A 12,896-nucleotide genomic window follows, 5' to 3' on the forward strand; every position below is an offset into this window, starting at 1 on the left:
AATCATGTATTAAAGAGTAAACCAGTAACTCAAACGTTACGACGCTACTCAGTCATTGACATGACCTACAAGGTCAACTTTTTCACCATACCCGCCTCAGCATGCCCTGGAATATTACAAGCAAATTCCACCTTATTGTCCCCATGAAAGTGCCAAAGTAGCTGTTTTGCTTCTCCTGGCTTAACAGTCACAGCGCTGCCTGAATCATGCATGTGGTGAGGCATGGACTTCATCATTTCTCTATGCTCTAACTGCTCTTTCGCTGAGCCAATAGTGAACTCGTGGTCAATTTTTCCAACATTCATCACCACAAACTGGACCACATCATTAGGATCTATATTGACCTCTTTTTTAAATTGAATCGTCATGTCATCATTCAGCACAACATGAATGACTTTGTCTGGCTGAGCTCCCTTTGCAGGCATACCAACTTGTGACATGTCCTTCGCACCAGCCTGAGAGTGGCCAGTGTCTGCTTGAACCGAACTTGTTAAAGCCAATAAAAGTAGTGAAATAGATGTCTTTTTCATTATTTTTCCTTTTTGGAATATGTATATATGTGATGTCATGCACGCTAATATCTGAACAGCAGAGCGCGTGAGTTTACGTACGAACAAAGATGAGGATTGAACTACAAGGAAGGTGGGCGCAGTAAGCCATCGATATGTGCGACAGCCAGATCTAATTTCAGTGATTGATGAAGAGCTAACGAGATAGGCACTATACCCAGCGAGCTGAGCGTATCTATTGGGTATGGCACGCTGGAACTAACAGAAGGGCAACAGCTATCAATACATGAGTTTGCCTCCTGACAATGAGACAGGATATCTGAGACTGATTTATCAGGGCTACCAAATGACGAGCTAGCCATCGAATGACAGTCTTCATTTGGACTTAGTTGATTGATTTCGGTTGATGTGTCCAAAGAACCAGCTTTTTGAGTATGACAAGGCATATCACTCGGTGGTATCAAAGCAGAAGACATACTATTTGCTGCCATTGTACTAGACACATAACTTGTCATCAGCATTGCTAAGATACTGAGTAACGTAATCAATGTGTGTTTAAGTGTGTGCTGCATAGTATCCCTTCGGTTTGAAGGTTGAGGATAGACCTTGCCCTAAGGGTAAGGTCAAGCACCTTAATAGTAAAAATAGATCAAAGTAATTAGAAGTAGAGCTAAATAAACTCAGCTATAACTTGTTTCTCGCATAACAAATCGCTCCGTCGAAGCGTATATCAGGCTAATGACTGGCGATACCCAGCAAGCAAACGCGAGAGGTATGTAGAGTAAGTTTTCTATATTCCCCTCAGCAACCCCAAGCCCTAATGCGCTGATCACCACAGCGCCACCAGCATTCCAAGGGACAAGCGGCGAAATAAGCGTTCCTCCTTCTTCCACAGCTCGAGATAAATTAAGCTTGGAGTAACCTTTTGCTTCATACACAGGCACAAACATCCGTCCAGGCAAACTAATGGATAAATATGGATCACCAGCCACTAAATTGGTTGCTACTGATGTACCCAATGCTGAGGCTTGGAGACGAAAGAACGAACAGCTTTTGCTCAGTATCGCCTCAACGATAGTTTCCAAGCAGCGGGTTCTTTCCAGTGCACCACCAAAACCAAGCGATATCATGATCAAAGTGATCACCCATGCCATTGACTGAATGCCCCCTCTTGCAAGCAGACTATCAAGCTCTGACACCCCAGTTTGTATTTGATATCCGCTCTGTGCATATTGAAATAACTCATGCAAAGACACGTTCTGCATAAAATGTGCAATGACAGCGCCGCTCACCACACCAGCAAACAAAGAAGGTAATGTAGGTAGCTTAAAGAAAGAACATGCGAGCACTAAAAAAGGCGGAATTAAAAGCCAAGCAGATAAATTGAAATTGGCTTCAATATTGGTGTTAATCAGGTGTATCTGACTTAATGCATCGTCCCCCAAAGGACCGTTATTGAGACCAACGAATAGATAAATACCAAATGCAATTAACATGGCAGGAACTGTGGTGGGCAACATGTTTTTTATATGTTGAAAGAGGTCTACGCCTATTACAGCAGGGGCTAAATTCGTTGTGTCCGATAAGGGAGACATTTTGTCGCCAAAAAACGCACCTGAAACAACCGCTCCAGCCGTCCAATAAATCGGAATATCAAAGCCAGCGCCAATACCCACCAAGGCTAATCCAACTGTACTGACCGTCCCCCAAGAGGTGCCAAGAGACAAAGAAACGATAGAGCACAACACCATACTTGCTGCCAAAAATATCTGCGGATTAAGCATAGTCAGACCATATTGTATCAATAAAGGCACTGTGCCACTGGCAATCCAAATACCAACGATCATACCGACCAGCATTAAGATAGCGAGAGATTGCATTGCAAGACGAACCGTATGCAAAATGCCATCTTCAATATCATGCCAACGATAACCTCTAAACCAAGCCAGAAAAGCGGTAACGCTAATACCAACAATCAGTGGTATATGAGGCGTAAAATCATTAAAAACAAAAAGTTGTATCGCCAAAATACAAAGAGTAATGGCGATAGGTGCTATCGCCATGGCTAAGCTAGGCTTAGAGGTTTTATCTATTTTCGTCATACCGAATCTTCCTTATTTCTCGTTTGAATGCGAAATTTTGGGTGCAAAAAGCCTAGCTCGACTTTTGTTGTCACTGAGATGACAGGTCGAGCTATCGTTTGCTTTAGTTTTTCTTGAACTTACAGTGCGAAAATACCGGCCTTAGCCGAATAGACGATAAAACAAGTTAGGAACGTTCAAAAACTACCGTTTTGTCGTTAAATAAAAATACGCGCTTTTCAATATGATATTGAATGGCTTTGGCGAGCGTTAGCGCTTCAATATCCTTACCTTTTTTGATCAGATCTTTGGGGTAATAGGTATGATTAACGTTTGCCATACCTTGAGTAATAATGGGCCCTTCATCTAGATCGCTACTGACGTAATGCGCAGTGGCTCCAACGAGCTTCACGCCTTTATCATAAGCTTGGTGATAAGGTTTTGCGCCTTTAAAACCGGGTAACAAAGAGTGATGAATGTTGATGGCTTTTCGTGACCATTGTTCGCACATTGAATCGGACAAAACTTGCATGTATCGGGCAAGAATCAATAACTCGCAACCGACATCATCCAATATTTTTTGCACCTGTGCTTCTTGTTGTGACTTGGTCTCATGAGAAATAGGAAAGCAGTGGTAAGGAATATCATGCCATTGTGCCAATGACCTCAGATCTTCATGATTCGAAATCACGGCTTTGATATCAACAGGCAGATTATGGGTGCGATAGCGATAGAGTAAATCGTTCAAACAGTGATCATATTTAGACACCATGATCACCACAGATGGCCTGTAACTCTTATCGGTCAACTCCCATTCCATATCAAAGGCTTTGCTGCGTTCACCAAAGCCTTGCTTAAACGCTTTCTCATCAAACTTTCCACTGCCCTCTTGAGCAAACTCGACTCGGATAAAAAAGCGCTGGTTCAACTCATCATCAAAAGAGTTTAACTCAGAGATATAACATCCAGATTCACATAAAAAGCGGGTCACTACATCCACTGTCCCAATACGGCTTGGACAGCTTGCGGTTAAAATGTAGTTGGAATTTGATTGATTCATTAAGTCACCTTAAGACTGTTATTATAAGTCGCCAATACCAAATCGGTTTGGCGACTGGTTGCCTGGCTAGTCTTTATGAAAGACCACACCATACTCACGCCCTGCATCCATTAGCCACATCCATAGGTAGTCGGCGAAACTTCGACGAACCACAAGCTCAAATGCCTGCTCACCAATACGCCGAATTTGAACTTGTGATTTGGCAAACGTGGTTCCAGCCACATGGCCTATCGGAAACTGACGAATATGGACATCATACAAGGTTGATTTTTTTATTACATTTTCAGCATTTGCCCCGCTCAACGTCAAAAGAGTCTGAGCACTGCTCACTTCAGTGACCGCATAATGCCCCTCTAGATGCTGATGCAATGCCGATTCGATTGCCGTCGCTGAGTTAGGCTCTCCAATAATCAACCATTCATCAGGAGATTGCCAGAAAACACGCAGACTATCGGTTTGAACGGACGTTCTCGGTGCCATTGGAAGCGCTACGCCAAGCGCCTTTTCAACCCCTGAAGTAAAAGCGGGATTCTCTGCTTTTCCCCTCAAGATAAAATGGCTTAAACCTTTTATCTCACGGATGTCGACGCTCGTCTCCTGATATAATTGGTCAGGTGTTATAAATTCAACATGGGCGAGAGGTGAAGCCTCTCGGGGCATCCATTGCTCTTTAGGGCTGGGAGAGGCAACGTTATTGTCAGCCCTAGCTTCAAGAGTGATATCAGACATTTTGGCGCTCTCCTTTTGGATCATAAAATACAGATGTGGTAATTTCAGCTTCTACCGATGCTCCATCAGGTAGCGGGAAATACACCTTTTCGCCCACCCGAGACAAACCGCCTTTGATAACGCCCAATGCAATAGAACGATCTAATAGTGGGCTGTAATAACTTGATGTGACATGCCCAACCATTGTCATTGGGATTGGCTCACTTGGGTCAAAGACCGCTTGGGCACCTTCAGGTAACACGACACTTGGATCTTTAGTTAGCAATCCAACAAACTGTTTTCTATCTTGCCGCTGGTTGTCTTCACGCTCCCATGAGCGCTTACCGATATAACTAAACGTCTTGTTTTTACCGACGATCCAGTTCATATCCATATCTTGCGGAGATACCGAACCATCTGTGTCCTGCCCTGCAATAATAAAGCCTTTTTCGGCTCGAAGAATGTGCATAGTTTCGGTGCCATAAGGCGTGATACCAAACTCCTCACCAGCAGCCATGACTTGTTCCCAAACATATAAGCCATAATTGGCTGGCACGTTAATTTCAAAAGACAGCTCACCAGTAAAACTGATCCGAAATACTCGCGCATCTACGCCAGCTACCTTAAATGACTGCCAACTCATATAGGGAAACGCGTCATTTGACACATCATGACCATCCACCAACTTTTCGAGCAAAAAACGGCTATTCGGACCAGATATTGTCATCGTTGCCCAATGATCTGTCACACTGGCGAAATACACTTCTAGCTCTGGCCATTCTGTTTGATGCCATAGTTCTAACCATTCGAGTACAGCCGCAGCTCCGCCTGACGTGGTGGTCATAATAAAGTGATTGTCATTGATACAAGAAGTCACGCCATCATCGAAGATCATGCCATCTTCTTTACACATAACGCCGTATCGGCAGCGGCCCGGAGCGAGTTTTGACCAAGGGTTGGTATAAATTCGGTTGAGAAACTCTCTTGCATCCTTACCTTGAATATCAATTTTTCCAAGCGTAGAAGCATCTAAAATACCTATGCTTTGGCGAGTTGCCATGCACTCTCGCGTGAGTGTTTCCTGCATGCTCTCACCCTGCTTAGGAAAATACCAAGGCCGCTTCCATTGCCCCACATCTTCAAACTTTGCCCCGTGAGCAACATGCCACTCATGAATTGCGGTAAACCTTGCAGGGTCAAACAATTTGCCCGTATCTCTTCCAGCTAACGCACCAAAGGTTACTGGTGTATACATAGGGCGAAAAATGGTTGTGCCTGTCTCTTGGATGGTTTGATTTAACGCTTTGGCTACAATAGCCATACCATTGATATTGGACGTTTTCCCTTGATCGGTACCAAATCCCATCGCGGTATAACGTTTTACATGCTCAATCGACTCAAAGCCTTCTCTTGTGGCAAGCTCGATACCCGCAGCGGTTACATCATTTTGAAAATCAACAAATTGCTTAGGCGCTCGACTGGTCGGTTTAATATGAGGAATATGGTATAGCGCCATTGGCTGTGACTCATTGTATTTATGAGCTTTAGGGGTAATGAAGTTGTCCTCGATTAGCGATCCACCCAATTCTTCACCACTGACTAGCCCTGCCCCAGCACCTTGTTCTAGAGCGGTGCCTAATGAGTAGGTTCCCACTGCTCCGCCAACAAACAGTTGGTTTAGAGAGGCAGGACCTGGAACAAAGCCTGCGATATCTGGGTTCCAGATAGGCTTGCTCCCCGTGTGGCAGGATAAGTGAACAACAGGACTCCAGCCACCAGAGCTTGCGACAGTATCACAAGTCAGCTGGGTTGCTTTGCCGATAACTTCACTACCGTCAGAGTTAAGGGCAGCGACTTTAACCCCTGTCACTCGCTTGCTACCAGAAGCCTCTATGACAGCTTTACCCGTTAGTATCTTGATGCCCAAGCTGCGCGCTTTTGAAACAAGATCGCCGTTTGATTCCTGCCGAGTATCAACCACAGCCACGACTTCCCGTCCTGCATTATGCCAATCAATCGCCGTTTGGTACGCGTGATCATTGGTGGTCATCAACACAAGCTTACTTCCGGGAGCTACGGCGTAGCGATTAATGTAAGTAGAGACCGCAGACGCTAACATACACCCTGGCACGTCGTTATTGGCAAAAACCAGTGGTCTTTCCAAAGCCCCCGTCGCCAAGATAACTTTCTTAGCGCGAATGCGATGCAAACGCTGGCGAATTCCCGATACGTTTTCGCCTAAATGATCGCTGCGCCTTTCAACCGCTCCGACAAAATTATGGTCGTAGTAACCAAAAGCCGTCGTTCTCGCCAACAAGGTGAAGTTAGGATCTGAATACAAAAGTCCCAAAATCTCAGCTACCCAGTCCATGCAAGGTTTACCATCAAGCTTTTCAGTACTAGACAGTAGCGAGCCACCAAATTCGTTTTGCTCATCTAGAATAATCACACGCAGGCCAGAACCGACCAAGGTTTTTGCGGCCGCAAGTCCAGCGGGCCCTGCACCAATAATCAGCACATCGGCATGATGATTAAGCTTATCGTACTGATCTGGGTCTTGATCTGCTGGAACTTTACCTAAACCTGCGGCCTTTCTGATGTATTTCTCATAAGTTGGCCAAAGGCTTTCAGGTTGCATGAAAGTTTTGTAGTAAAAGCCAGGCGGCATCATGGCACCACCTACCTTCCCAACCCCTGCCATCACATCCAATTCCACACTTGGCCAACCCGCGACGGAAATCGCCGTCAGGCCTTGATATAACTCAGCCTGAGTAGCACGAATGTTGGGAATAGTGGTCGATGGGCTACTGCCTACTTGTAAAATGGCATTGGGCTCTTCTGCTCCAGCTGCCAAAATTCCTCTTGGACGAGAATATTTAAAACTTCTTCCCACTACATCAACGCCATTGGCTAGCAAGGCCGACGCAATAGTATCGCCTTTGCAGCCCGTGTAGCGCTTACCATTGAATGAGAATGTGATACTTTGTGCTCGCTCTATACGACCGCCTTTCTCAAGCCTGTTAAGCTCAGTCATTTCGCTGCTCCTCTTTGTTCAATAAAGCAGAGCTACTGCCCATTTTGTACACCTCTTCTATCTGGTAAGTCACTGTATTGCGGACAACATTAAAAAACTTACGACACCCCGCACTGTGCGACCACATTTCCTGATGCGAGCCTTTGTTATTTTTTCGGTGAAACAGATAGTTACCCCATTCTTCATCGGTCACTGCCTCTGGTTCAAGAGGCCTCACAATATGCGCCTCTCCAGCGTAGTGAAACTCATCTTCTTCTCGTATTTCATCGCAATACGGACAATAGATTTGCAGCATTACTCTTTCTCCTAGAACTAGTGTGCAACGCCAGCTGCGCCGTGTTCATCAATTAAATGCCCAGTCACAAATCGATTGAGGTTAAAGGCATCAGCGAGAGGGTGTGGGTGATCGTTAGCAATGGTGTGCGCAAATACATGACCAGATCCTGGTGTTGCTTTAAAGCCTCCTGTTCCCCAGCCACAGTTAAAATACAAACCCTTAATATGAGTTTTACTGATGATTGGACAAGCATCAGGCGTGGTATCAACAATACCTCCCCAGTGGCGATTGAGCCTGACTCGGCTAACGATGGGAAACATCTCAATAATGGCTGCTATGGTATGTTCAATGACTGGAAAAGAGCCTCTTTGTCCATAGCCAAGGTAGCCATCAATACCGGCTCCAATCACCAAATCGCCTTTATCAGATTGGCTCATGTATCCGTGGACATGGTTGGACATCACCACGGTATCTAGACAGGGTTTTAAAGGCTCAGAAACCATAGCTTGTAGCGGATGAGATTCTAATGGTAGGCTCATATTGACCATCTTGGCTAGCTCACCAGAGTTGCCTGAGGCAACACAAGCCACTTTACTTGCTCCAATAAAGCCCTTCTTGGTCTCGACACCAACCACTGAACCCTTTTCTACTCGAATACCAGTCACTTCATTTTGCTGAATAAGATCAACACCTAACTTATCGGCTGCTCGCGCATAACCCCAAGCCACAGCATCATGACGGGCAGTTCCACCGCGCTGTTGCCAGCTTGCTCCCAACACTGGATACCTGGCATTTGGCGAGCAATTTAATATTGGCACTAAGTCTTGTACTTCTTTGGTGCTCAGCACCTCGCTATCTATTCCATTGAGCCGATTTGCATTCACTCGCCTTTCTATATCCCTCATGTCTTGTAATGTGTGGCCGAGGTTTAACACGCCTCTTTGACTAAACATAAGGTTATAATTGAGCTCTTGAGACAAACCTTCCCACAATTTCATTGAGTGCTCGTAGAGATGAGCAGCCTCATCCCATAAGTAATTGGAGCGCACTATGGTGGTGTTTCTCGCAGTATTGCCACCACCTAGATAGCCTTTTTCAACCACAGCAATATTGGTAATACCATGCTCTTTCGCCAGATAATAGGCAGTGGCTAGGCCGTGTCCGCCACCACCTATAATGACTACGTCATAGTGCTTCTTGGGTGTGGGATTTCGCCAAATTCGCTGCCAGTTTTCGTGATAGGTTAAGGCATGCTTAAATAGACCAAACCCTGAGTAATCCTTCATTGTTTACCTTCCAAAAAACGTTAAAGTCCAAGCGTCTTGTCATAGGCGCATCGATTTTTAATTGAGTATTGTTAAGCGCCTATTGGCTGAGATCATCGATAAACGGGAAACTCTGCGCACAATGCAGCTACCTTGGCTTGCACAGACTTGATCTTCTCTTCATTGTCTAAGTCATCTAAAATGTCGCAAATCCAATCGGTAAGCATGGCTGACTCGGTTTCTTTAAAACCTCTAGTGGTGATAGCGGGCGTACCAATTCGAAGCCCACTGGTGACAAAGGGCGACCTAGGATCATTAGGCACAGAGTTTTTATTGACTGTGATGCAAGCTTTACCTAAGGCCAAGTCCGCATCTTTTCCGGTGATACCCTGCTTTATCAGACTCACTAAGAACAGATGATTGTCCGTTCCACCAGATACAACCTCATAGCCACGTTCAATAAATCCTTTTGCCATCACTTGGGCATTTTTCACAACCTGAGCTTGATACTCAGTAAATTCTGCCAATGAAGCCTCTTTAAATGCTACGGCTTTAGCCGCAATGACATGCATGAGTGGTCCACCTTGACCAGCGGGAAAAACCGCTGAGTCTAGTTTTTTCTCAAGCTCTTGATTAGATTTGGCGAGGATAAGGCCACCTCGTGGTCCCCTGAGTGTTTTATGGGTTGTGGTCGTGACAACGTCCGCATAAGGAAGTGGGTTTGGATAATGACCAGAAGCGACCAGTCCGGCGACATGTGCCATATCAACAAACAAATAGGCATTGACCGAATCAGCGATATCTCTAAACTTCTGCCAATCAACCACACGAGAATAAGCAGAAAAGCCAGCAATGATCATTTTGGGCTGATGCTGTTTGGCCAGTTCCTCGACTTGATCGTAATCGATTTCACCAGTTTCCTCATTTAAACCGTACTGGACAGAATGATAGATTTTTCCTGAAAAGCTGACTTTAGCGCCATGAGTTAGGTGACCACCATGGGCAAGGCTCATTCCCAAAACCGTATCACCGGGGTTGAGTAAAGCCATGAAAACGGCCGCATTCGCCTGTGAACCGGAATGAGGCTGCACATTCGCATAATCGGCACCAAACAAGCTCTTTGCGCGTGAAATAGCAAGCCGCTCGATAGTATCAACATGTTCACACCCCCCATAGTATCGCTTAGCTGGGTAGCCCTCTGCATACTTATTGGTCAACTGTGTTCCCTGCGCTTGCATCACTCTCTTGCTGGTATAGTTTTCAGAGGCAATTAATTCGATATGCTCTTGCTGACGGGTATCTTCACTGTTAATTGCACTAAGCAATTCATCATCAAACCCTTCAATGGTGTCATTTTGGTAGAACACGCGTCTCTCCTTCAGCACATTAATGTAACAATAGTGTTAACAAAATATCCTGCATCCCTGTTCAATGACCGACTGTGTGCGTCAAGAACTGTTGCTTTTGCGACAAATCACCGAATCATTGCGTTGGATATTGAAAATAATGTGATGTGAGTAATAAATTTATATTGAGAATACTTGTAACAAGTCGCTTACCTGAGACACTGCCATGGCACTCAAACCTCAAGGCATGGTGATGAAAATAATAAGAAAATTCTCAGCTCCAATGAGAGATACCAACCAATGTTTTATCGCGAAAGAAAAAACCACATGTAAACAAACCTCAGTGCTATTTGTTGTGCTTGAGCATTTTTCCCTAATGTCATTTACTTGTGCGGTCGATTGTTTAGTGACGTCAAATTTGGTGGAAGGTTCGATGCGATTCACCTTTGCTACGGTTGGATTAGGCAATGGCGAGGTGCTCAGCGATCTTGGTATTGGCCTTACGCCTGATCACTCATTAGACGAAGTAAAGGCATTACAAGATATCGATGCTGTGGTCGTTTGCGGAGGCTATCGAACTAGCCTGAATGAACACCCTCAGTTGTCAAAGCTGATTGCATTAAGTAGTAAGTGCAGCACCATTCTTGGGGGGATTTGGAATGGGGCTATTTTTCTAGCCCATGCAGGGGTTCTTGATGGAAACCACTATGCCCTTCATCCAGACAATCATGCCTATGCAAAAGAAAGATTCCCCCGCAGCCTTTTATCCTCAAGCTCCTACGTTGAACACGAAAATATCTTCACTTCCTCTGGAGCAAGTAGCACTCTCGATATGATGTTAGCGCTAGTGCAAAAAATCACCAATCAGCCCAATTCTAATGCGGTGCGAGAAATCCTTTCTTGTGACCGTTCAATTCCCCAAAATTCAACGCCACAGCTTCACACTTGCCTACCAGACTCTGCGCCAGCGATTGTGAAAGAAGCCAATCTATTAATGGTTAGTAATCTTGACGAGCCGCTCCATGTCGAAGACATAGCCCGTTACCTCAAGATATCGCGCAGAAAATTAGAAAGACTGTTTAAGACGCATATTCAAACCTCGCCTTCTAAGTACTATTTAGAACTGAGATTAACCTATGCAAGGCAATTACTGCTCCAGTCAGAGGATTCCATCTCAACCATAGCAGCATCGACAGGCTTTTCTTCAACCACCCATTTTAGTCGATGTTTTAAAGAGTTTTTTTCCGTATCGCCTAGTGTGATGAGAGAGAAGATGCATGTCAGTTAGAATTAAGACTGCGGCCCGAAAAGCAAAAACCCCAACATCAGGTGATGCTGGGGTTTTCTAAATAAATGGCACGCCCTGCAGGATTCGAACCTGCGACCACATGCTTAGAAGGCACGTGCTCTATCCAACTGAGCTAAGGGCGCGCTACAGGGAAAGGATTATACGAGTTCAGCGTCTTAACACAAGACCTTTTCGTAACATTATGAACTGAATGACTAAAAAAAGCCCACCAGGTTGAGTTTTGATTAAAAACAACTCAAAGCAAACGTTTGCCTATAGATGTTCGTTGGATAATTTGCGACAATGCGCCCAGCAAAATAGCCATTCTGTTTTAAAGGAACGTCATGACCGCTCAAAATATTGATGGAACTCTTATTTCTCAAACTGTCCGTTCAGAAGTCGCTGCGCGCGTAAAAGCACGCCTTAATGCAGGCTTGAGAGCACCTGGTCTCGCGGTAATATTGGTTGGTGAAGACCCAGCATCACAAGTATATGTTGGGAGTAAGCGCCGCGCTTGTGAGGAAGTTGGCTTTGTATCTAAGTCATATGATCTCCCCACAGCGGCAACCGAGCAAGAGCTGCTGGCTCTGGTTGATGAACTTAACAATGATGATCAAATAGACGGTATCCTTGTCCAACTGCCTTTACCAGCTGGTATTGATGCTACTCATGTTCTTGAGCGTATTCACCCTGAAAAAGATGTCGATGGATTTCATCCTTATAATGTCGGCCGCCTAGCTCAGAGAATTCCTAAGTTACGCTCATGTACACCAAAAGGGATCATCACATTACTTGATCGCTACAACATTAATTTACGTGGTCTACACGCGGTTGTTGTAGGTGCCTCTAATATTGTCGGCCGCCCAATGACGCTTGAATTATTGCTTGCTGGCTGCACCACAACCACATGCCACAGATTCACTAAAGATCTTGAAAGCCATGTTCGACAAGCAGACATTGTGGTCGTTGCAGTAGGCAAGCCTAACTTTATTCCGGGACAATGGATTAAAGAAGGTGCCGTGGTGATTGATGTCGGCATCAATCGCTTAGATTCGGGCAAGTTAATTGGTGATGTGGATTACGACAACGCCAAAGAGCGAGCAAGCTTTATTACCCCAGTCCCTGGCGGCGTCGGCCCTATGACGGTTGCGAGCCTGATCGAGAACACCATGCTTGCCTGTGAGCAGTTCCACACCAAGAAAAAGTAACGAGTGAAGCTCATCGTTTAGAGCAATAGAACCGGTAAACTGATTATCCCCATCAACTATGTTGATGGGGATTTTTTATGTTTGAAAATCATACGTATTGACTACGCTTGATATCCTTTT

At 45.1% G+C, this 12,896-nt stretch carries 11 protein-coding genes and 1 tRNA gene; 2 read left to right on the forward strand and 10 right to left on the reverse strand.

Translation table 11 applies throughout. The annotated features are described in order from the left end of the window. Positions 1-65 precede the first annotated feature (65 nt). From MHN79_RS08305 to glyA, 9 genes are all read right to left on the reverse strand, one after another. Entirely contained in the window at positions 66-530 is a 465-nt protein-coding gene (locus MHN79_RS08305) for a cupredoxin family protein (protein WP_239172499.1), read from the reverse strand. Positions 531-631: 101 nt separating this feature from the next. Further along, complete coding sequence (locus MHN79_RS08310) at positions 632-1,081, reverse strand: hypothetical protein (RefSeq protein ID WP_239172500.1); 450 nt, start codon at positions 1,079-1,081, stop codon at positions 632-634. 108 nt (positions 1,082-1,189) lie between these two features. After that, positions 1,190-2,611, reverse strand: a complete 1,422-nt coding sequence (nhaC, locus tag MHN79_RS08315) for a Na+/H+ antiporter NhaC (RefSeq protein WP_239172501.1) — start codon at positions 2,609-2,611, stop codon at positions 1,190-1,192. A 166-nt stretch (positions 2,612-2,777) separates the two neighbouring features. Continuing rightward, positions 2,778-3,650, reverse strand: a complete 873-nt coding sequence (gene purU, locus MHN79_RS08320) for a formyltetrahydrofolate deformylase (RefSeq protein ID WP_239172502.1) — start codon at positions 3,648-3,650, stop codon at positions 2,778-2,780. 66 nt (positions 3,651-3,716) lie between these two features. Beyond that, positions 3,717-4,379 carry a sarcosine oxidase subunit gamma family protein gene (gene soxG / locus MHN79_RS08325; RefSeq protein ID WP_239172503.1) on the reverse strand — a complete coding sequence of 221 codons (663 nt, stop codon included), beginning with the start codon at positions 4,377-4,379 and terminating at the stop codon, positions 3,717-3,719. Beyond that, positions 4,372-7,392 carry a sarcosine oxidase subunit alpha gene (locus MHN79_RS08330; protein WP_239172504.1) on the reverse strand — a complete coding sequence of 1,007 codons (3,021 nt, stop codon included), beginning with the start codon at positions 7,390-7,392 and terminating at the stop codon, positions 4,372-4,374. Before MHN79_RS08330 ends, soxG begins: the two co-directional genes overlap by 8 nt. Continuing rightward, on the reverse strand, positions 7,385-7,687 hold the full coding sequence (locus MHN79_RS08335) for a sarcosine oxidase subunit delta (protein WP_239172505.1): 303 nt from the start codon (positions 7,685-7,687) through the stop codon (positions 7,385-7,387). Before MHN79_RS08335 ends, MHN79_RS08330 begins: the two co-directional genes overlap by 8 nt. 17 nt (positions 7,688-7,704) lie before the next feature. Next, positions 7,705-8,955: a sarcosine oxidase subunit beta family protein gene (locus tag MHN79_RS08340; protein ID WP_239172506.1), complete on the reverse strand. Its 1,251-nt coding sequence runs from the start codon at positions 8,953-8,955 to the stop codon at positions 7,705-7,707. Between the two features lie 92 nt (positions 8,956-9,047). Next, positions 9,048-10,301, reverse strand: coding sequence for a serine hydroxymethyltransferase (glyA, locus tag MHN79_RS08345; RefSeq protein ID WP_343283925.1), 1,254 nt, complete (start codon positions 10,299-10,301; stop codon positions 9,048-9,050). 205 nt (positions 10,302-10,506) lie between these two features. Between glyA and MHN79_RS08350 the strand changes: the two genes are divergently transcribed. Next, positions 10,507-11,568: a helix-turn-helix domain-containing protein gene (locus tag MHN79_RS08350; protein WP_239172507.1), complete on the forward strand. Its 1,062-nt coding sequence runs from the start codon at positions 10,507-10,509 to the stop codon at positions 11,566-11,568. Positions 11,569-11,634: 66 nt separating this feature from the next. Here the strand turns inward: MHN79_RS08350 and MHN79_RS08355 are convergent. After that, a tRNA-Arg gene (locus tag MHN79_RS08355) sits at positions 11,635-11,711 on the reverse strand. A 201-nt stretch (positions 11,712-11,912) separates the two neighbouring features. On the opposite strand from MHN79_RS08355, the gene folD reads away from it, so the two are divergent. Beyond that, complete coding sequence (folD, locus tag MHN79_RS08360) at positions 11,913-12,776, forward strand: bifunctional methylenetetrahydrofolate dehydrogenase/methenyltetrahydrofolate cyclohydrolase FolD (protein ID WP_239172508.1); 864 nt, start codon at positions 11,913-11,915, stop codon at positions 12,774-12,776. Positions 12,777-12,896 lie beyond the last annotated feature (120 nt).

This window comes from Vibrio sp. Of14-4, from assembly GCF_022347625.1.
GTDB lineage: Bacteria > Pseudomonadota > Gammaproteobacteria > Enterobacterales > Vibrionaceae > Vibrio > Vibrio pristinus.

What these genes read in the sequence shown, in the direction of transcription:
- MHN79_RS08340 (WP_239172506.1), bottom strand. Translation starts at nt 8,955, where the DNA reads ATGAAGGATTACTCAGGGTTTGGTCTATTTAAGCATGCCTTAACCTAT.
- soxG (WP_239172503.1), bottom strand. Translation starts at nt 4,379, where the DNA reads ATGTCTGATATCACTCTTGAAGCTAGGGCTGACAATAACGTTGCCTCT.
- MHN79_RS08335 (WP_239172505.1), bottom strand. Translation starts at nt 7,687, where the DNA reads ATGCTGCAAATCTATTGTCCGTATTGCGATGAAATACGAGAAGAAGAT.
- MHN79_RS08310 (WP_239172500.1), bottom strand. Translation starts at nt 1,081, where the DNA reads ATGCAGCACACACTTAAACACACATTGATTACGTTACTCAGTATCTTA.
- purU (WP_239172502.1), bottom strand. Translation starts at nt 3,650, where the DNA reads ATGAATCAATCAAATTCCAACTACATTTTAACCGCAAGCTGTCCAAGC.
- MHN79_RS08350 (WP_239172507.1), top strand. Translation starts at nt 10,507, where the DNA reads ATGGCACTCAAACCTCAAGGCATGGTGATGAAAATAATAAGAAAATTC.
- MHN79_RS08305 (WP_239172499.1), bottom strand. Translation starts at nt 530, where the DNA reads ATGAAAAAGACATCTATTTCACTACTTTTATTGGCTTTAACAAGTTCG.
- MHN79_RS08330 (WP_239172504.1), bottom strand. Translation starts at nt 7,392, where the DNA reads ATGACTGAGCTTAACAGGCTTGAGAAAGGCGGTCGTATAGAGCGAGCA.
- nhaC (WP_239172501.1), bottom strand. Translation starts at nt 2,611, where the DNA reads ATGACGAAAATAGATAAAACCTCTAAGCCTAGCTTAGCCATGGCGATA.
- folD (WP_239172508.1), top strand. Translation starts at nt 11,913, where the DNA reads ATGACCGCTCAAAATATTGATGGAACTCTTATTTCTCAAACTGTCCGT.